Below are 18992 nucleotides of genomic sequence, written 5' to 3' on the forward strand. Positions count from 1 at the left end.
GAACGGCTCATGGCCCTGGGCTGCCAGGCGCTCACGCGGGCGGGCCAGAGCCTCTCCCCCACCGGGCAGCATCTGGGGATCACCCCGGTCCTGCCCCGGCTGGTGCGGCAGGCCGGCTTTGTCGACGTGCGGCTGCGGGCCACCGCCATCGAGTGGTCGATGGGCACCCCGAGACACTACCCGGTCTTCAAGGATTTTCTCATCGGGCTGGAGCTGGTCCTGCCCTTCCTGGAGCGCCAGGGGCTGGCCACGCGGGCGGCGTTGACCACCCTGTATCAGCAGGCCGTCGCCGAGATGCAACAGGAGGACTTCTGCGCCCTCTGGCCCCTGCTCACCGTCTGGGGACGCGCTCCTGTGCTCGGGACCCCAGAGGAGTGAGACGCGCCAGCCTGCTCCCCGGTGGGCCTCCTGCGCCACGATGGCGCGGGGTCCCTCGTACAAGGACAGAGTCGGGCCAGCCCAGTGGCCCGGCTCCCACGGCACAAGAGGCAGGCTCGTGGCTCGAGATCGCGCGCGAGGATGCTACCCTCTCCCCGTCACGCCGAGGATCTTGGCCCTTGGGATCTCACGCAGCGCTCCTCGACAGGCTTCCCAGGGCATCAGAACGGGACCAGCAGCCAGAGCCGGACAGACGCAGCGGGGAACGAGACGGCCACCACACCAGGTGGGAAGCTGAGCGCGCTTCCTCTGGAGGCAGATGGTTGTCAGCTGGGACAGACAGGTGGTCCCAGCCGCCACAAAGAGGAAACACCTGGGTCTGCCCCAGCAGAGCGAGGCAGATGGTCACTGTCACAGGGAGGCACGTGGTCACAGCAGGGAGGAAACACCGTTTGGCAGACCACCATCTCAGCCGCCCACTTCCGCCGCGTGGCGCCGCAGGGCTTGAGAAGCGAAGCGAGATGGTGGCTCTGGAAAGAAGGCGCACCTGGCAGGACTCGAACCCGCAACCACTTGATCCGAAGGCAGGTTTTTCCTTGAACTGCCACCCAGCCTCTGCAGCCGCTCTCCAGGCGACTTGACAGCAACCACTGCTTTGTGCCGCTCGCTTTGCAAAAGTTGTCACAGGTTCCTCACTTTCTGACTCTCTGCCTCCCCCAGCAAAGGAAAACCTGTCCATCTTCTGGTCTTTTGACAAACGTGTTCTCCAGGCAGAAAACTGCACTGCTACAACTATAGTCTCTCCTTTCAAAGAAGACAAGAGTGTCAAGTGTTCACTTACGTGTTCTGCCACCTGATTGCTCTTCAGAGCAAGCACTATCTCTCAGGAACCTTCAAGCCAGACGCTCCCCGGAGCGTGTTCCCTTGCGCCTCTCAGCTGCAGGGAGCAATCTCCTGCTTTCCAGCCTGCTCTTTCCTTCAGCACGCAAATCGCCAGGTCTCACCGGGTGCGGTCAGCTGCTCTCCAGCTGTCGAACCCGTCGAAGGCTGAGTCTGTTCTTCTCTCCCTCTCCCATTCCTCTTTTCGGTAGGCAGAAGCCGCCTCATCTCCTCCCTCATTCCTCAGCAGAGGGGAAGACAGGACAGGCGGCTTCTCTGATTCTTAGCTCACCAGCGCCCCCAGCCAGGCAGCCAGATCTCCCAGACGCAATTGTCGTGGCCGCTCGCTGCGATCGAAGGGATCACTAACGATCATCTCCCTGCAAGGCTTTCGGCAAGGTGATATGGCTGTCGAGGCCAGAGAGGAGGTCCTGAAAGCATTCCAGATCCTCGATGGTGTAGCCGGCTGCTGGAGCTGGCCCATCGGTCTTGAGCAGGCGCTTGCGTCGCGCAGGTGAGAGCGTTGGCCCCTCCCCCTGCCAGATGACTCGGCGTCGATCCTGATCATGAGACATGACACGTGATATCGGCACGTGTGGCCTCCTTTCTTCCAGTGACCATGTGAAAGGAGAGGAGGAGTCGCATGCGGGCAGATGTATGGGCCCAGACGGGAGCGCGAAAGGGAATCAGGAGGAGAGCCGGCTGGCACACAGCAGCACGCAGACATGCACATCGCTCACTAAGGCTTCCCTGATCCTGGGAGCAAGAGAATGGGATGGATCAGGAGCAGCACCAGGCCAAGCAAGCACCCTCCACACCAGAGGAGGTTCAGCAGACAGATCCAGCGGTTGGAGAAGCATCCGGCCCAGAGGAGCCTCGGCTGGAAGCTTCCAGGCTGACACTGATGCTCTGCCGGCAACAGCTGTGTTTCCTGGCCAGTCTCACTGCGGGGAAACGCTCCGTCTTCCAGGCCCAGGAGAGCAAGGGCACGTTCCCGCGTACAGGCAAATGGAACGCCTACTCGGTAGGCACTTGCTCCCCAAGGGTGGAGCTGCTCGGGAGGAAGGAGAACTGCCAGCCGCTCCGCGCTGGCCTGGCAGCGCTGTAACAGGAGCTCCTGGTCCTCCACGAGTGGCCCTGTTCCTGGGAACTGCACAAGCAGTGCAGGCACAGCACAGGGCAGCCGAGTAACAATGTCCTCAAAGGTATCCGTCGCTTCGATCTCGATGAGGGTCAGGCCCAGATGCTGCCCCTCTGCACTGGCCAGGGTGGCAGAACCTGGGAGCCAGGACAGATGCATAGGGATTCTCCTTTCGGGTCGAGCGAAAGGAAGACTGAGTCTGCACTCCCTACCGCTCACTGCTCGCCTCTACCACTGAGGGATCAGTCCCTTCCCCAGGGAGCTCGGTGTTCGTAGCCCGAGAGATCAGGCCTCCCATCCTGGGGAATGGTTGCCGTCCAGTGCAGTGTCACTCTTCCTACTGTCAGCTGAGCCGGTGGCGAGAGGCTCGCTGAAAGGAGTGAAGCAGCCTTCCCCTGCTCCCTCCTCACGTCCCTGCCTGGCAGCAGATAGCCAGGCAGGGACGTGAGAGGTCGACTATCCTGCTGTGCCGATGGGATGAACTCCAGGGATGGTCGTGGCAATCACCTGAGTCGGGCCCACGATGATTTCAATCGTCACGGTGGGAATGAAGGCATAGACCATATTCGAATAGACCTGTGACGTCGTGGACAGGTAGGATGCCTCTGCTCCTGTGCCTAGATCGGGCAGGTAGACACTGATACTGGCTCCAGGGAGAAAACGAAAGCCACGTCCCCAATAGGTATTGCAGAGCAGAGAGTGACGGACCTGAGCCAGGCCTACGGTGCGTGTTCCCCAGCGCATGGGCACGTCACTGACTGTTCGCGCATCGAGCGAGCATCCTTCGACGATAGGATCAGTCCCTGTACAGAACCGTGGCCGGTCCTGGGGCAGCACTGTCGAGCATGTCTCGAACGAGTTCCCCCTGGCCAGACCAGGCGGAGTTGGCCACAAGAGCAGGGAGACTATCAAGAGCGCAAGCAGGATCAGGACCAGCAGCCAGTAGCACCCACGTGCCTTCCTGGCCCAGAGGAGCCAGCGATGCTGGCGAGGATCAGTCAGAAGAGCTGGCAAGCGGTACATCAGTGCTCCTTTCTGGCGAGGTCGCCTTGACCTCACTCTCTCAAGCGATCGCTCGTATAACCAGTGTCGGGAGTGAACGAGAGCCACCTGCGGCTGGCAACAGGTCCAGCGTCCGGCCTTCATCACCCCTGCTGCGTCTCTGTCGGGCCATGCCCGCTGTCCAGGGGCCAGCGAGGGTCGGAGGCCCCCTGCTCCTCTTGCTGCAGGAGCCTCTGTTGCACTATGACAGCTAATGTGGCAAGCACCGGGTGAGCCAGAACCTCCTCCACAGTCAGCGTCACCCCCAGGTGCTGCTTGATCCGCAGCAGGAGCTGCTCCAGGGAGTGCGAATCACCTCCACTGGTGAAGAAATGGCTCTGTCTCGTGAGTGGGGAGGCAGGTTGCTGCAGCGTCTGGGCGACAAGCCTGATCAGCAGCACCTCCCAGGCCCGCTGTGCCTGCTGCTCGCTGAGGGGCAGGAGGTGGTCGCGCAGGCCAGACTCCCCGGTCGCTGCAGATGATCGTTTCCCTCTTCGCTGGCCAGGGAGCCACCAGTTCCAGTTCCCGAGCAGACGCATGGTTGCTGGCACCACCAGCGGGCGAATCAGAAAGGCATCCAGCCCGATAGCCACGCAGATGCCCAGGCCCAGCTCCTTGGTCACCACCAGCTGGGTTGTCACAAAAGCTCCCGCCACCAGCAAAAACAGGCAGGCTGCGCTGGTGATGAGACCTCCCGTCCGAGCTAATCCCTCCGCCACCGCTCGTGCATTGTTCCGATGCTGCCACCAGCATTCGCGCATACGGCTCAGCAGGAAGACCTCGTAGTCCATGGAGAGGCCAAAAAGCGTGCAGCCCAGCACGATCGGGACAAAGCGATCCAGCGAGCCGGATGGTGTGAACCCCAGCCAGCTGGCTCCATGCCCCTCCTGGAAGACCCAGACCAGCGCCCCGTACGCTCCCCCAAGCGAGAGCAGATTCATCAGGATCGCCTTGAGCGGTAGCACCAGCGAGCGGAAGGTGATCAGGAGCAGTAGGACAGTCCCTGTCAGCAAGAATCCCAGAGCCAACCCACTGGCGCGGTAGAGTGTGCGATCAAATTCCAGGGTCTGGGCCCGTGGCCCACCAATCTGCAGGAGGAGTCCCTGCCGCAGGGAAGCTGGCGCCACATGCAACTGATCCAGCAGCCGGGCCTCTTCTGGGGAGTCTGGGGCGCTGTTTGTATGCACGAGCAGGAGCGTCGCCCCACCTGGGGAAGGCTGTGGCTCATGATCCATAGGGAGATCGACGCCGCTCACGTGGGGCAGGCGTTCGATCCAGTTGACCAGCCGCATGAGCCTGACACGATCAGCGGCAGAGCCCAGCGATCGGGGATCTGTGGGTTGGACGATCACCAGAATTGGTGCCGGGTCAACCGTGGGAAAGGCCCGCGTGAGATCCTCCCACCCCTGCCGCGCCGGGGCATCAGCAGGCAGCACTGCTGCTCCGGGCAGGCCAGGGCGCAGTGCCAGTGCCGGCCAACTCAACAGCAGGAGCAGCCCCAGAGCTCCCCCAAGGAGCGGGAAGGGATGGCGCATGACTGTCCAGGCCCAGCGTTCCCACCAGGAGGCAGGTCGGACAGCTCCTTGCGGTGCGAACACCGAGGCTGTGTTCTGCCGCCGGACAGGCAGCAGGTCCCGCCAGCGGTGCCCTTTCCACGGGAGCAAGGAAGAGAGTGCCAGTGCATTGATGCGCGGCCCCAGCAGGCTGAGCACCGCAGGTAAGAGTGTGAGTGCTGCCAGCGCTGCAATGCCTGTCACCAGACAGCCTCCTACTCCCAGAGAGCGTAACAGTGGAATGGGGATCAGCAGCAATGCTCCAAAGCCCAGGGCCACAATACAGGCACTAAAGGCGATCGCTTCGCCCGCCGTGGCCACCGTGTCAGCCACTGCCTTGGGCACTGCTCCGCTTCGCGCCAGTTCCTCGCGGAAGCGACGGATCAGCAACAGACTATAGTCAATGGCCAGCCCCAGCCCAATGATGCTCACCAGGCTCTCCGTCAAGCTCTGCAGCGAGAAGAGTCGTCCCAGTAAGGCGAGTCCGGCTAGCGTCATGACCAGCGTCAGTCCGGCCAGCCCTACCGGAAGTAGGCTAGCGAGCAATCCGTCAAAGACCAGCAGCAGGGCGATCAGGGTCAGGGGCAGCGCCAGCGCTTCTGCCCGGGCTGTATCCACCTGGGTGGCCTGCTGCAGAGCGGCAGCGACTGCGGCCTCACCTGTCAAGCGGAGGCGAGCAGGCCCAGGAACGGCTCCCAGCTGGTCCTGCAGGTGCGGAACAAGCGCAGCAATCGTCTCGCTATCCTCATCGAATCCCAAGATCACCAGGGCCGTCTGTCCATTCGGACTGACTTGCGCATGGATCGTCAGGACATGGGGGAGACTTCTGGCTCTGGCGACGATCGCCTGCTGTTGCAGTGCAAAGGAGCGGCTCCGGGCCTGTTGGGGTGAGACAGAGAGCACAGCAAATAGCTGCGTCGTCGGCTGGTGGAGACGTTGACGAAGCACAGTCTGCACCTGGGCGGCTTCACTACCAGGCACGGTCGTTCCTCCAGGCCGGAGCACCGCCCCAACCGTCTGCGCCAGTGGCAGGCTGAGGAGCAGCAGTAGCAGCCAGGCTCCTACGACTTGCCACCGCCAGTGCACCAGCCAGCGCCCCCACACCAGGCCCAGCCGGAACCCAGGGGGAGATGACTGAGCCTGCTCGGACATGAGTGGATTGGCACGAGAGGCCCGCAGAGGCGACTGCTCCTGTTCCTGAGAACCAGCGCCAACGCTCGAGCCAGAAGCGGCCTGGAGGGAGCGAGCGGGCAGATCTTGCAAGAGCGTCTGCTGGAAGAAGGCAGTCAGGCAGGCTACGTAGCGGTCAGGCACGTGCAGACAAGCGCGCACATGCTCCACCCCAGGCACCAGCCAGAGGGCCTTGGGCCGCCGGGCCGCCGCGTAGAGCTGTTGCGCCGCCACCGGGGGGATCAGCCGATCCTGCTGCCCGTGAATGAGCAAGACCGGTCGCGGCGCGATCTGCGCAATCACTTGCACCGGCTCCACTTGTTCGAAGCGATAGCCAGCGTGCCATCTGAGGACCCTGTTGCTCACCCAGTGCAGTAGCGGCAGCAACCAGTCCACCCAGCGTGGCGGCAGGCGCAGGCGCTGTCGTACGACTTGCTCGACCGCCTGCCACTGTGTGGCAAAGGCGCTATCTGCGACGACTGCGGCTACCTCGGGGCAGCAGGCGGCCCCCAGCAAGCTCACAGCCCCGCCCATTGAGAAGCCCAGTGCACCAATCCGGCAACCCGGCGCCCGCTCTTGCGCGTAGCTCATCGCAGCCAGGAAATCCTTCACTTCGCGATAGCCCAGTGTTAGCGGGAAAGAGGCCCCAGCAGGCAGAGGACGCCCATGCCCGAGGTACTCGAAAGCCAGGACGTGATGCCCTGCCTGCCAGAGGGCACGGCAGATCAGGAGGACATCTTCCACGGGACGTCGATAACCCGGGCTCACAATGATGAGGCTCCGTGCACCGGGCCGTGGGCAGTAGTACCCGGGTACAGGATACGACCTGGACCCGACCGTCACCGGGAAGGAAATGGCTTCGGCAGGCCACCCCACCAGGGCCGGGGTGAGCATGGAGACCGGAGCCTGCCGCAGAGGCCGAGTAAGCGTCCGTACGACGACCTCGGCCAGCCCCACCAGACCGAGCGCTCCCAGGAAGCAAAGTACGCCCAGGCCAGCCAGGACTGGGAGAACAAGGGGGAAGCTGACCAGCGAGACCAGCCGTCGGATCAGCACCAGGATCGTCCCTGCCGGACCGGCTATCATCGACTGCTGTCCCCAGAGAAGGAGCAGCAGTCCAGCCATCAGGATCGACAGCGTCTTCCATCGCAGCATGGGAGAGCGAGGTCGGCCAGCGGACGAAGGCAGCCGGTCGGCAGGAGCAGCTTCCAGGTTCAATTTTTCAGGAGAGCAGGGCATGGCGAGAGGACCTCCTTCACGGCGAGAAAATCAGCACCGGTCCGCAGCACAACTGGCACGGGCTTCTCAAGGGGGCGTCAGCAGAGACAGGGTTGCTCCTGCAGGCAGATCGAGGCCATAGGTCGAGACCAGCCACCCTGTGCCCCCCATCGGAGCCGTGGGGCCCTGCACAGCAGGAGGCACTCGCAGCAGCAGGACCGACATCTGATGGTGCACAGGCTGCCCTGTCGTCGGATCAGCTTGTAGCCCCTGCTGAAGCTGCCCCGTTGCCGGCTCGCGTCGCATCTGCCAGAGCCAGAAATGCACCGTTACCCAGGCAAAGCGTTGCCCTCCACGGACTTGCAGGGCCACCAACTGTGGCTCTGCATTCACTACTTCCTGAATGAGCTGCTCTCCCACCACCGTATCGTAGAAGGCCGGACTCATCCGGCGATCATGCTGCTGGAAGCGAGCCTTTCCCCCAGGGGTGAGCAGGAACACTGCCGCCGTCAACGTCCCGCCGGGCCTGGTCCGTGCGCCAACGTTGCGGTAATCCAGGCTCATTTCGCGGTCGGTAAAGGTGACAGCAGTACGCAGCGCCTCAATGGCATCAGCGCGCGTCAGGCCTGCAGCCGCCCAGTCCGCCGGAAGCGGATCTGCCAGCCATGCGTTGGGAACTCCTGTGGTCCCCTGATTCTGATCTCCTGCCGGGCTCGTGGACCCCGCAGGTGCACTCGGGCTGGGGCTGCTGGTCGGTATGGGACGAGGAGTAGGCGTCGAAGGTCTCCCAGTGGGGGTACGTTGGGCCCCTGGCGTACGGACAGTACGTGGAACGGTGGCAGTGGGAGGTGCCGCGGTACCTCCTGGAGCGGTCCGCGTGGGGAAGGCAGCACCAGGTGTCGGGGAATGAGCCAGAGCCGTAGCCAGCAGCAGACTCAGGAGCAAGAGGGTCAAGGCCACCAGGCCCAATCGGCGCAGCAGCGACCAGGGGGAGCGCCGGGCTATCGTCGCCAGGCCTGCTGACTGCGACGAGTTGGCCTGGCTCGCAGCGGCTTCTGGGACGGTGGGCATCGCCAGTGGGCCAGAACGCTGGGGGAGGAAGAAGGGTGAAGCCTCCTCAGCGTCCTCTTCCCAGGTGAACCATTCCTGCTCCTGCGCCGAAGGCAGGGCCGGCTCTGGCGCCCGGTTATCTGCTGCTGCTGACGCGGTGGTCGCTGAGCAGGGCCGCCCTGGCGGAGGACTCGCTGCCCTGGCTCCATCTGCTGAAGGAGCAGCGCTTGCACTGGTCCCAGCAGCGGGATCAGCCAGGCAGGACTCGCCCTCAGTGGCGGGCTGACGAGGTTCAGAGACAGACATCACACATCAGCTCCTTTCATTTCATCTGGGACAGGTCATCGCCGAGCAACGGCCTCCCAGGCGCTCCCAGGTGTCCTGCCACCTCCCTTCGCCCCACACACGCACCGGTCCAGGTACGCTCCCAGGCGGGGAGGTCCGAAGGCGGAGGGCGCCCCTTGATGGGCGGACTTCGGTGAGCATAGCCCTGGCGACTGGACCCCGGGGGGCATGGATCGGTGGTGCCAGCGGTCTCCCCCCGGGTCGTGGGAGGAACAGCAGGGGAACCGGACAGGAACGGAAGAGGAAACAAGCTGGAACCAGCTGGTCGTTCTGGCGCAGCCCCCGGGAGCGAGCAGCATGGCTGCGTGGGAACACCAGGCAGAAGAGCGGGCAAGCGCCCTGAGCCATGCGGCAGGGCAGCGCTGACTGCCCCTGTGGCGGTGAGGGGCGCCGGCATCACGAGCGAGCAGGAGCCCTGCGACAGGTTCACTCACGGTTTGCTGTATGCAACCGATAAAGACGATATCCTCTTCATGCTCTTTGATCGCTGTTGTGCAGGTCACTTCGAGGATCGCAGCACCCGGCGTTCCACGCAGCGATCCTCGAATGGCTTTCCAGGCCGTCTGAGGGCCAACGTGGCTGGCATGATGACCGCTCTTAAGCGGTCACTGCTGACCGTTTTTTTGGGATCATCGAATCTGCTTGACGGAGGCCGCTCCAGATGCTCCGCTAGAGGGGGTACCGTCAGAAGCAGTGCAGCGGCCCGTCTGGGATTGAAACACGCAGGGCGTGCTGCTGCTGATCCGCTTCCAAGTCAGAAGCAGTGCAGCGGCCCGTCTGGGATTGAAACCTCGGGGAAGAACTCAAGACGCCCCTGGCCCACAGCGCCGTCAGAAGCAGTGCAGCGGCCCGTCTGGGATTGAAACTCCAGGTACGAATACGTCCCCCCGGGGATGTCGACATCGTCAGAAGCAGTGCAGCGGCCCGTCTGGGATTGAAACAGACACCTCTATGAGGTACGTGTTCCATCCCCAACCTGTCAGAAGCAGTGCAGCGGCCCGTCTGGGATTGAAACAGACACCTCTATGAGGTACGTGTTCCATCCCCAACCTGTCAGAAGCAGTGCAGCGGCCCGTCTGGGATTGAAACGGGTTTGCCGACAGGGCTGACGGCTTACCGCCTTCCGCTTTCAAGGCCGCTTCACTGCTTGCTGCCGGGTGTGCTCCCAGGCAGGGAACAGTGTAGCAGCCTCTCTCCGTCCTGCTTCAGGAGTGAGCCGGGAGGCAACCGGGAAGGTCGCTGGTCGCCGCTGGGTCGCTTCCTGGACCCAGGCGAGAGGCCACCGCTCTACGGCTGTCAGAGCGCAGGCACGTGGTGGCTCATCGAAGCAGCGGCAGGTGGGACCTGCCAGGACGAGGGGGTACGTTCGTCTCCGCCGGAAAGGAAGACAAGAGAAGAACCGCTCCCTGTCGAAGGGCAAACCACCGATGCCTGCCACCAAGAATCAAGACCCCGCCAGCGCACACGCCTGTGGTCCTGGACATGGCCAAAGGGCCTGCCAGGGGCAGGCGTTGAGCAGGGCGACGATGACACGGGAGCAGAGGAGGCCGGTCAGGCAGGCAGGCAGCCAGGATGGGAAGGCTGACGCACCGCCTCCCAGAGGGCAGGTGGAATGCGTCACGGAGCGCACCAGCCAGAGCCTCGCGACAAGCCTGTAGGACGGGGACATCCTCTCCCGGCGGCACACCCTGGGCCCAGTATCCCTGACGGAACACGCTCCCCCCTGAAGAGGATGCAGGAGAGGACAGCCGCTGCCGGTGCCCAAGGGGCCTTCCTGGCCCGTTCCTGTCGGGTTCCCGCCGCGCTTCCAGGAGCTCCCTGGCTGGTTCCCGCTTCCCTCTCGCTTGCTTCCCGCCTCCCTCCCGCGTTCCCCATGATCTCCCCGCTCGATGGGTCACTCCCGGAGGCTTCCGGTTTCCTGCCCCGGCCAACCCGCTGCCTGCTCCTGGCAGACTGGCGGGAACACTGCCGAGGTTTCCTCCCTCCAGGCCCAGGTTCCACGGCCATATGATCACCAGGGCTCACTTTCCGCTTCTGCTCCTGAACCGCCGTATTACTCAGATGCATGTATTCCTTAAGCGGAGCACTATCCTCATGGCCTACCAGCGCCTGCAGCGTAGAGATATCGCCCCCAAGCATCAAGAAGCGAACGGCGAAGGGATGGCGGAACACACGGGGACTCAGACGCCGCTCCTCTGGCCAGGCGACCCGCTGACGAAGGCGGCGAAAGAGCAGATCGACGCCTCGACGGGTGAGACCACAACCTTGCTCACCCAGGAAGAGATGATCTTCTCCTGGGTTCCCCATCTCCACGAGCTGCTCGGCAGTGGGGCAAGAGTGGTCCACAGAGAGCAACAACGCCCTCAGGGCTTTTCTCCCGAGGGCATTCTGCCGCTCCTGCTCGCCCTTCCCCTGGACCTGAATCACCCCCTTGTTTCGATCCAGATCCGCCAGACGCAGACCGCCCCATTCCGCAAGGCGAATGCCTGTCTCATAGAGGAGCCACAGGATGGCACGATTGCGCGCTGCATTACCGTCCGCCTGGGGGCCAGATTCAGAAAGCGACGCACACGCTTTCTGCAAACGCTTGCATTCCTCTTCCCCAATGATCCCAATGAGGGGCTTGCCCACTTTGGGTATGCTGACATCGGCTGCCGGCGATCGCGAAACAGAGCCTCGGGCTTCCAGCCAATTGCAGAACGCCCGCATGGACCGCGCAGAGGTGCGGCGCACCGTTAGCTAGAAGGCTGGCTATGGCTTTGTGGAGACCGAGACCAAGACCCGCAAGGGCAGGCGTTCCATTCCCCTCCCCCCCGCTCGCCATTGGCACCTTGAAAGCGCACCAGGCCCGGCAACTGGTGGCATGCCTCAAGGCAGGCGCTCGCTGGTAGCCGATGGATCTGGTCTAGTGGGTTGGCCCGACCTCTCGCATCGGCGTAGATCCCTGTGACTGGGCCGAGCCACGATCTCCTGTTCCTGTTAGTCAGCCCCCTCAGGCGTCACCACAACTCGCTCTGGCTGCACCTCCATACGCAACGGGCGGTGCTCGCAGCAGGCCAGATCGAGTGAGAGGACTGCGTCGCCCCATCGGGGGCCAGATCAAGCACATAGGGCCGCCGAATCGGCGAGTGCTTCCTCAGACCTTCTCGTCTCTCGCCATGCCTCGTGCTGGCCCAGAGGTGGTCCTGGCCCTGGGTGCCTGCGCTGAGAGCGAGTGGCAGCCGCTGCAACAGGCGGAGGCCCCCCGGTTCTCCCAGCACAGCGCCTGTTCTGAAACAGCCAGGCGGGCTGTCGGAAACTGCCAGAGGAATCCGGCATGACGATGACTCGGATCATCGCCTTCCTCTCTGCTGGGGGGTGGACAGTGGTACCATAGTGGCTTGCCACTGCACGACGATCGCCGCCAGTCGAAACAGGATAGGTGCTCAATGACCTCCTCTGGACTGAGGCGAATCTGGAGTCGTTCCTCTATCGCACACAGCAGGGCCGAGAGAGTTTTGATGCACGCCGCCGGTCGGTCCAGGACCTGAGCGAAGAGCTGCATGAGCATCCGCTCGACAAGGACCTGCAACGAGGGGTTCGGTCGAGCTGAGAGCACAGGACGTGAGCACTGCCGCTCCAGAGAAGAGCCATCCGAAGAGGTACGGGGAAGAGGGGTCCCACCGGTCCTGCGTATGCTACCCTCTGGCCCTGATCGCTGGCCCCTGCAGAGCGCTGGGAGAGGAAGGGCCTCATCCTGACCGGCTCGTCTGCAAGGCACTGTAGGGGAGATCCCTGCCTGCTGCTCCTGCGCCGAGCACTCTGGAGAGGTCGGGCTAGGCAGGGCCAATGGCTCCCGCCTGAGCGCTTTGTCGAAGAAGCCGAGGACTTTGCTGGTATAGGCTCTGCTGTCGGTAAAAAACCCTTGAATATGCTCCGTGTGGAGGAATCAGCCAGAGTTCCTTTGGAGCATGGGCCGCTTGATAGAGACGCATGGCATCATCCGGGTCAACAATAGTATCGTTTCCGCCGTGGATCAGCAGAATCGGTCGTGGAGCAATCCGCCCAATAGTACGGACCGGCTCAACCTGTTGGAAGCAATAGACAGTACATCTGCAGAGGATTTGATCGGTGACCCAGCACAGCAAACGAAGCACCCAGGCAAGAAGGTGCGCAGAGAAACGGAGAGTGCGAGGCACTGCCCATCCGACCGCGCTCCACTGGGTGGCAAAGGCACCGTCAGCAACCAGGGCCTCAACCTCTGGCGCTTGGGCACTGCCCATGATGGAGATGGCAGCCCCTATCGCATAGCCTCACGCTCCCAGGCGCGCCTGGGGAGCAGGTGCTCTGGCATAGGCAACGGCCCCCAGAAAGTCGTTCAGCTCCCTATACCCCAGTGTCACAGAGACTCCAACCGGCTCCCCATGCCCGTAGTACTCGAAGGCCAACACGCTATGGCCGGCCTGCCAAGCCAGAGAGGCTTGCATACCCCCAGCACGTCCGTGAGTGCGCGTCGGTAGCCAGGAAGACCAGGATCACGGTTGAGGCCTGTGGGTGGGGAATAGAGCGGCCACGGACCTGGGAGGTGTCTGTTCCCTCCTCATGGAGGGAAGGAGACCTCTTCTGCTGGCAGGTTGAGGACAAACGGATTCAACGGAACAAACTCACGTCGCTTCTTAGGGCGGATCAGCCGGGAGACGATCGTGGAGGCCACGCCCAGGTCCGGCGCCGCGCCAACGACTGTGACCATGCTGAGGATCACTCCCTCCACCACCGCAGAAGCGGAGCCAGAAATCGCCGGATGAAAAGCGTTGCAGAGCAGCAGGATGCCCCAGAGCCACGGGGAGGCCAATCAGTACGGAGAGCGTGAAGAGGACAGGCCCAATGACCGACCTGCCGGGTTTCGCAGGGATGCAATGATCTGTGCCCGCCGGCTCATCATGGTGGCGTTGTGCGGCTACTGGCGAAGTCTCTTGCAGCAGCGCCGTAGCAGGCAGAGGAGCCGGTCTGCTGAAAGAAGCTGCCTCGCTAGTCCCAAACAGGGAGCGGGGAATGAGCCAGATCCCCTCGACGGCCAGAGCACACACGGGAGCCATGCCATAGATGAACGCCTGGAGCAGGAAGAGCACGATGGCCAGAATATTAGCTGGCTGTAGGATTCTCACGAGGAGCGCGCTTCCCAGCAACGCCGCGGCGAGGAGCCCTTCCTGAGTCGTGATGCGCAAGACTCGTTGCCATTTCCGACGCTGGCAAACCTTGGGAGTTCGTAGGAACAACCCTCTCTGGCGGCAGAGGGCCATCAGACCGGCCTGGCAGGTGACCCAGGAAAGCGCAGAGAAGAAGAGGAGAGCCCCACTCGCCTGAGAGCGCCTGCAGTCGGTCGTCTCACGCAGTTCCCAGACCATTTGGAGGCTCCTGGTCAGGAGGAGAAGCGGCGGAATAAACCAGACGGACTGCAACGCAGCAAAGACGTGATGCTCCCCCAGGATGGAGAGGGCGATCATGATGACCAGCAACAGCGTAGAGAAAAACGACGCGACGTCGATCAGATACTGGAAGCCGACGCCCAGATACGAGGAGGCGTTGTATCAGCGTCAAGTGGTACTGTACCGGTGAAGCGAGACCGAGCAATGGTCTCCAGTGCTTCTTGAGCGCGTCGAATTCAAGGGGCATGAGTCCAGCTCCATAGGGACGGTGATCATCGACGCCCTTCCAGCCCTTGCCAGGCAAGCAGATCGAGAGCTCGGCATCTTCTGTCACGCAGGTCTCATCCCAGAGGCCCACCTCCTCCAGGCAGCGACGTCGCACGAGTCCCATCGTGCCTGTGCACAGGAGGCTGTTGCGTTCACGCCGACTGGCCATATACGTCGCGAAGAAGGTCTCGTACATGCAGTTCAACCCTTCGAAATAGGGGTGGCCCTGCCAGGCTCAATAGTGTTGAGGCGTTTGGACAACAGCCACGCCCGGATCGACAGAGTGCCGTACCGTCGCTCGCAGGAACTGGGGATGGACCAGATCGTCAGCCTCAACGACCGCGATCAGTTCTCCCCACGCTGGCAGGCGCCTGGTCCCCTCATTGAGCGCGCCCGCCTTGAAAGCTGGCCACTGCTCCAGATGGAGAAACTGGAGCGCTGGTGAGAGCGCTGACAGAGAAGCGCTATTGGCTTCCAGGTAGCCAGGTCAGGAGTATGGTTATCAATGACCTGGATCATCCACGGCCCGGGATACTTACTGCTGCCGCAGCAGTTGCAGAATGACACGGGCCACCAGTTCGGGCGGCTCGTTATGGGGAGGGACCTGCAAGCAGCCCGGCCAGTGCGACGGTTCTGGCGCCGCAAGCATGCGATCGCGCTCAGGAAAATGACGCCTGCCAGGCACCGCCAGGACATCGATCGTCAAAGGAAAAGGAGCCACTACAGCGAGGACTTGCCTTCCCCACGCCAGGCTCCTAAGAACCAGGGAAAGCTCGGATGACCGGAGGAGAACCCACCCCAGAGAGAACAGCGTGGCAATCGCCTGTTGTACCAGGCACGCAGCATACAGGCAAGCCCAGGCATTCCAGACAGTACGTCGATGCATGCCAATGAGCCAGGCCAGTCCAGGCAGCAGCATGGCTCCCAGTAACCAGAGCTGATGGAAAGACAGCGCGGTAGCACCTCCGGCCAGGGCAACGAGTCCCAGAGGGATGCCCCCATACACCTGGGATGCTCGCGCGAAACGCGGCACGACCCCCAGGAGAGCAATGAGAGCCACCAGAGTAGTGGTCACGAGCAATGGTTCAATCCAAGCAGGCATGAGCATAGGAACATCCTTTGTCTCTCTCCTCACTGGGAAGGTAGCAGGGTAGCAGGCACTTGCGACAAGTGACCTCTTCCTGCCGTGGCCGCAGCTCGTCTAACGAGCCGGTCGGCAGCCCATCCTGAACCGATGCATGCACGGGATTCTCTGGCAGTCTGGATGATTCTGGCAAGCGTGTCGGGCAGACATCCCGCGCTAAGCTGAGAGGCGCCACTTCACGCCGGTTGCCCGAGGGGAGGGAGAGCATCGTCAGGGGTGTCCAGCCCATAATTGGAGACCAGCCAGCCTGTGCCCCCCATCGGCGCATTGGCTCCCTGGCTGGCAGGTGGTACACGCACGAGCAGTACTCCCATCCGATGGACACGCGGTTGCTGGCTGGTCGGGTCCTTCATCAGCCCCTGCTGGGACTGGCCTGTCTGGGGATCAGTCAGGGACTGCCACAGCGTAAATGTGACCTCTCCCCACGCAAACTGCTGCCGCCCCTGGATGGCAAAGGCACGCAGGCGAGGCTGTGGATCGATGACCGCCTGAATCAGGCGTTCTCCCACCACAAGATCGTAGAGCTGATTCGTCGTCACCCGGACATCCTGCTGCCGAAACCGCTCACGAGCAGCGGGAGTGAGCAGCAACACTGCTGCTGTCAGCGTTCCTCCATGCTGGGCGCGAGTTCCGACCGCGCGATCATCCAGGCTCATCTCGCGATCCGTAAACGTGACTGCTGTCCGTTCAGCCAACAGCGCATCCCCCAGCGTCAGCCCCGCACTGGTCCACCCCACGGGGAGTGAAATCGGTATCCAGTTGCCCGGGTCACTGGCACCTGCCGCCGTTGGCGAGGGCGCCTGAGGAGGGTGCCGGGACGGAGGAGCTGTAGTCACCGGTGACGAGCCACAACGGGTCCGAGATGTGGCTCCAGGAGTAGAGCGCTGCTGCGCAACCGTTGTTGCCTGCGTCGCCGTTGAATAGGGCGAGACGGCTGGAGCCAGCAGAGCAAGTTCCAGAAAACCCACCGTCAGGACGACGACAACGCTGATCAGACCAGGCTTGAGCCACATCCGCCGGCGCGCACCTCCTGGCAATGGACTTCCTGGTAGAGAGGACGATGGCGTTCTTCCCGCCCCTGGTGCCCCTGTCGGAGCTCTCTGCTCCGAGGCCAGGGCGGGCAGCGGCTCAGAGAGTTGAAACGGGAGTGGAAAGGCATCGTTCCAGCGTGCATGGTCCACCTCTGTCTCCAGATCGAGAGAAGCCCCCTCCTGGAGGACGAAGGAGGAGCCCGGGTCCTCAGGATCGCTCATGGCAGCCGGGTCACCCCCATCGCTGGCGTCGACAGGCCGTGCGCTCGCAGTGGGGGTCGGCGACAGGGGTCGCTCCCTCTGTTGATCAGCCTGGAGCAACGGGCCGGAAGCCGGCGCTTCAGGAGTGCCAGGTGGTTCGCCTGTCATCGGAGGGTGCTCCTTTCTTGCTGACGTGCCTGACAGCAGAGGAGGGGCCTTCCAGTCTGCTCGTTAGACGAGCCAAGGCAGACTCCTTACCGCGGTCGGCTTTCCTCCTCCGCAAGCGCAGCCTTCCCCTCCTCCGTCTCATCGATGAGCCTGGGCCGTGGAGGGCCAGCTGCACTCACGGAAGCAGTCTAGCGCACTGGGCCCCGAGGGCAACGGGAGCAGCCTGGGAATCTCTTGGGAGCTAGGTAGGAAGGACTGGTCAGAGCTCACAGCACGGGGGGTGACGGGAGCAAGGGTGATGATGGGGGGCCCCAGAGGGCTGCAAGTCTGCGGCTGACACGACGCAATCAAGGCGGTCTCCACAGGGCAGCCTGGGCAATGGTTTGTACCGCTCCTTTATCTGATTTCCTTCCCTTATCAGTGCAATTCAACTTGCCTGCTTTTCACTATCTTATTCCGATTCTGATCAGTTAAGAAAAGCTACAGCTGCAGCTGTGCCCTGCGTTGATATCAGTCAAGCACGGTTCTCTGGAAGCACTAATCCCAAGCCGTGCTGAGCACGTCAGGGCATCATGCTGCTGGTAGTATAGGCTCGTTGGCAGAAAGCTAACCTTCACCCAATTCGGAGAGAGATAAAGTGATATTCAAGAAATATAAAATATGAGCAGCGAGATATTATTTCACCGATCGGCAACTATCAACAAAAAGAGAGCAATGACTGAAAGTCACGTGGGCCTGTCGAGGGAACGATGGCCTTCCATCTCTGAACATCTGAACAGAGTTTTGGGGTCCCCTTGACAACTGCACATTTCTAGCATATACTGTGTGCAAACGATTGCGCATATCGGAGTCACGCAGGAGCATGGAGCAGGATCACGGTGTACAGAGTCGCAGCCATTCAAGGCCAACGGCTGTATCAATCTACGATATTGCGAGGCGAGCCAATGTCTCACCTTCGACAGTCTCTCGCGCCCTGGAGAATCACCCCCGGATAGGGGCAGAGACACGAAAGCGCATTCAAGAGCTGGCTCGCGAAATGGATTATGTTCCCAATGCAGTTGCTCGGAGTCTTATCGCAAATCGGACCTGGACAATCGGTATGGTACTGGCAACCATTGCAGACCCGTTTATGGGACGTGTGGTGGAAGGAGTAGAACATGTGGCAATCGAGGCAGGCTTTAACGTCTTCGTGAGTACCTCCCAAAATGATCCCCAGCGTGAGATTGCTGTTATGAAAATGCTTAAACAGCGCCGCGTAGATGGGATCATTGTGATCGCCTCTCATCTATTTGACCAATACCCGCGCTTGTTCTATCGTAGTAAGACTCCAGTTATAGTCATTAACGAGCAAAAACCTCCATCCGATGCAATGCACTTTGTTAGTGTTGATGATATTCGGGAAGCATATCGAGCAGTTGAGCACCTGCTCAAACTGGGTCATTCTCGCATAGGGTACATTGGCGTGACAAATCGCCCGAAGTCGAATCAGCATCGCCTGCAGGGGTACCGTGAGGCCCTCCAGGCTGCTAGCATTCCCATTGATCCTGCGCTGATCATTGTCCCTGAAGAGACCCAGGATCATATGCGCATTGGCGAGATCAGCTTGGAACCTTTGCTAACGGCAGGGGCAACGGCTGTCTTCTGCTATAACGATGCCGTGGCCATCGGTCTGCTTTCGGCCTGCTCGAAACGGGGACTAGCCGTGCCAGAAGACTTAAGTATTATTGGCTTTGATGACATAGACATAGCTGCTTACACCGTGCCCCCGCTCACCACCGTTCGCCAACCACGTTTCCAGCTCGGACAACGAGCGATGCTGATGCTGCTGGCCATTCTAGATGGCCAGGAGCCAGAAAACGAAATTGTACCAGGTGAGCTTGTAATTCGGCAGACAACAGCTCGGCCTGCCAGTGATCAGGCTCGCCGACAAGCCCATATTCCTCTCAGGCCAGTCGACGTGCGCTGAGGCAAAGGATGTTTTCCCTTTTGTTTTGCCTGTTG

Annotated in this window: 12 protein-coding genes, 1 pseudogene and 1 CRISPR repeat array; of the genes and pseudogenes, 3 read left to right on the top strand and 10 right to left on the bottom strand. The window is 61.9% G+C overall.

Translation table 11 applies throughout. The features are described from left to right. Window positions 1–378, top strand: a pseudogene (locus tag A4R35_RS09925) (hypothetical protein); the annotation flags it as partial. Between the two features lie 1244 nt (window positions 379–1622). On the opposite strand, the gene A4R35_RS09935 reads toward A4R35_RS09925, so the two are convergent. From A4R35_RS09935 to A4R35_RS25280, 8 genes are all read right to left on the bottom strand, one after another. Beyond that, window positions 1623–1850 carry a hypothetical protein gene (locus A4R35_RS09935; protein ID WP_146747165.1) on the bottom strand — a complete coding sequence of 76 codons (228 nt, stop codon included), beginning with the start codon at window positions 1848–1850 and terminating at the stop codon, window positions 1623–1625. A 1004-nt stretch (window positions 1851–2854) separates the two neighbouring features. Further along, complete coding sequence (locus A4R35_RS09945; protein ID WP_112428925.1) at window positions 2855–3421, bottom strand: DUF2690 domain-containing protein; 567 nt, start codon at window positions 3419–3421, stop codon at window positions 2855–2857. Window positions 3422–3543: 122 nt separating this feature from the next. After that, window positions 3544–7401 carry an MMPL family transporter gene (locus A4R35_RS09950; protein ID WP_112428927.1) on the bottom strand — a complete coding sequence of 1286 codons (3858 nt, stop codon included), beginning with the start codon at window positions 7399–7401 and terminating at the stop codon, window positions 3544–3546. A 66-nt stretch (window positions 7402–7467) separates the two neighbouring features. Then, window positions 7468–8736, bottom strand: a complete 1269-nt coding sequence (locus A4R35_RS09955; RefSeq protein WP_112428929.1) for a hypothetical protein — start codon at window positions 8734–8736, stop codon at window positions 7468–7470. 722 nt (window positions 8737–9458) lie between these two features. Beyond that, window positions 9459–9864: direct repeats of the CRISPR family, unit length 37 nt; unit sequence GTCAGAAGCAGTGCAGCGGCCCGTCTGGGATTGAAAC. Window positions 9865–10392: 528 nt separating this feature from the next. Further along, window positions 10393–11484 (bottom strand): tyrosine-type recombinase/integrase, encoded by a 1092-nt coding sequence (locus tag A4R35_RS25275; protein ID WP_112428931.1) that lies wholly within the window; start codon window positions 11482–11484, stop codon window positions 10393–10395. Window positions 11485–13067: 1583 nt separating this feature from the next. Then, window positions 13068–13241 (bottom strand): hypothetical protein, encoded by a 174-nt coding sequence (locus A4R35_RS24230; RefSeq protein ID WP_189361609.1) that lies wholly within the window; start codon window positions 13239–13241, stop codon window positions 13068–13070. Between the two features lie 189 nt (window positions 13242–13430). Continuing rightward, a complete protein-coding gene (locus A4R35_RS09965; RefSeq protein WP_146747167.1) occupies window positions 13431–13919 on the bottom strand; it encodes a hypothetical protein in 489 nt (162 codons plus the stop codon). 763 nt (window positions 13920–14682) lie between these two features. Next, a complete protein-coding gene (locus A4R35_RS25280; protein ID WP_399358709.1) occupies window positions 14683–14814 on the bottom strand; it encodes a hypothetical protein in 132 nt (43 codons plus the stop codon). Here A4R35_RS25280 and A4R35_RS24980 point away from each other — a divergent pair. Continuing rightward, entirely contained in the window at window positions 14761–14892 is a 132-nt protein-coding gene (locus tag A4R35_RS24980) for a hypothetical protein (protein ID WP_262982323.1), read from the top strand. The genes A4R35_RS25280 and A4R35_RS24980 overlap by 54 nt on opposite strands. Window positions 14893–14982: 90 nt before the next feature. Here the strand turns inward: A4R35_RS24980 and A4R35_RS09980 are convergent, their stop codons facing one another. Together A4R35_RS09980 and A4R35_RS09985 are read right to left on the bottom strand one after the other, a co-directional pair. Next, window positions 14983–15555 (bottom strand): hypothetical protein, encoded by a 573-nt coding sequence (locus tag A4R35_RS09980; RefSeq protein ID WP_112428937.1) that lies wholly within the window; start codon window positions 15553–15555, stop codon window positions 14983–14985. 212 nt (window positions 15556–15767) lie between these two features. Then, on the bottom strand, window positions 15768–16991 hold the full coding sequence (locus tag A4R35_RS09985; protein WP_146747168.1) for a hypothetical protein: 1224 nt from the start codon (window positions 16989–16991) through the stop codon (window positions 15768–15770). A gap of 862 nt (window positions 16992–17853) precedes the next feature. On the opposite strand from A4R35_RS09985, the gene A4R35_RS09990 reads away from it, so the two are divergent. Then, window positions 17854–18957, top strand: a complete 1104-nt coding sequence (locus A4R35_RS09990; RefSeq protein ID WP_112428941.1) for a LacI family DNA-binding transcriptional regulator — start codon at window positions 17854–17856, stop codon at window positions 18955–18957. Window positions 18958–18992: the final 35 nt, after the last annotated feature.

Source organism: Thermogemmatispora tikiterensis (assembly GCF_003268475.1).
GTDB lineage: Bacteria > Chloroflexota > Ktedonobacteria > Ktedonobacterales > Ktedonobacteraceae > Thermogemmatispora > Thermogemmatispora tikiterensis.

Bases quoted from the DNA above. Each gene is read 5' to 3' on its own strand.
- A4R35_RS09945 (WP_112428925.1), bottom strand. From the start codon at position 3,421: ATGTACCGCTTGCCAGCTCTTCTGACTGATCCTCGCCAGCATCGCTGG.
- A4R35_RS09950 (WP_112428927.1), bottom strand. From the start codon at position 7,401: ATGCCCTGCTCTCCTGAAAAATTGAACCTGGAAGCTGCTCCTGCCGAC.
- A4R35_RS09955 (WP_112428929.1), bottom strand. From the start codon at position 8,736: ATGTCTGTCTCTGAACCTCGTCAGCCCGCCACTGAGGGCGAGTCCTGC.
- A4R35_RS25275 (WP_112428931.1), bottom strand. From the start codon at position 11,484: ATGCGGGCGTTCTGCAATTGGCTGGAAGCCCGAGGCTCTGTTTCGCGA.
- A4R35_RS24230 (WP_189361609.1), bottom strand. From the start codon at position 13,241: ATGCAAGCCTCTCTGGCTTGGCAGGCCGGCCATAGCGTGTTGGCCTTC.
- A4R35_RS24980 (WP_262982323.1), top strand. From the start codon at position 14,761: ATGGACCAGATCGTCAGCCTCAACGACCGCGATCAGTTCTCCCCACGC.
- A4R35_RS09980 (WP_112428937.1), bottom strand. From the start codon at position 15,555: ATGCTCATGCCTGCTTGGATTGAACCATTGCTCGTGACCACTACTCTG.
- A4R35_RS09985 (WP_146747168.1), bottom strand. From the start codon at position 16,991: ATGACAGGCGAACCACCTGGCACTCCTGAAGCGCCGGCTTCCGGCCCG.
- A4R35_RS09990 (WP_112428941.1), top strand. From the start codon at position 17,854: ATGGAGCAGGATCACGGTGTACAGAGTCGCAGCCATTCAAGGCCAACG.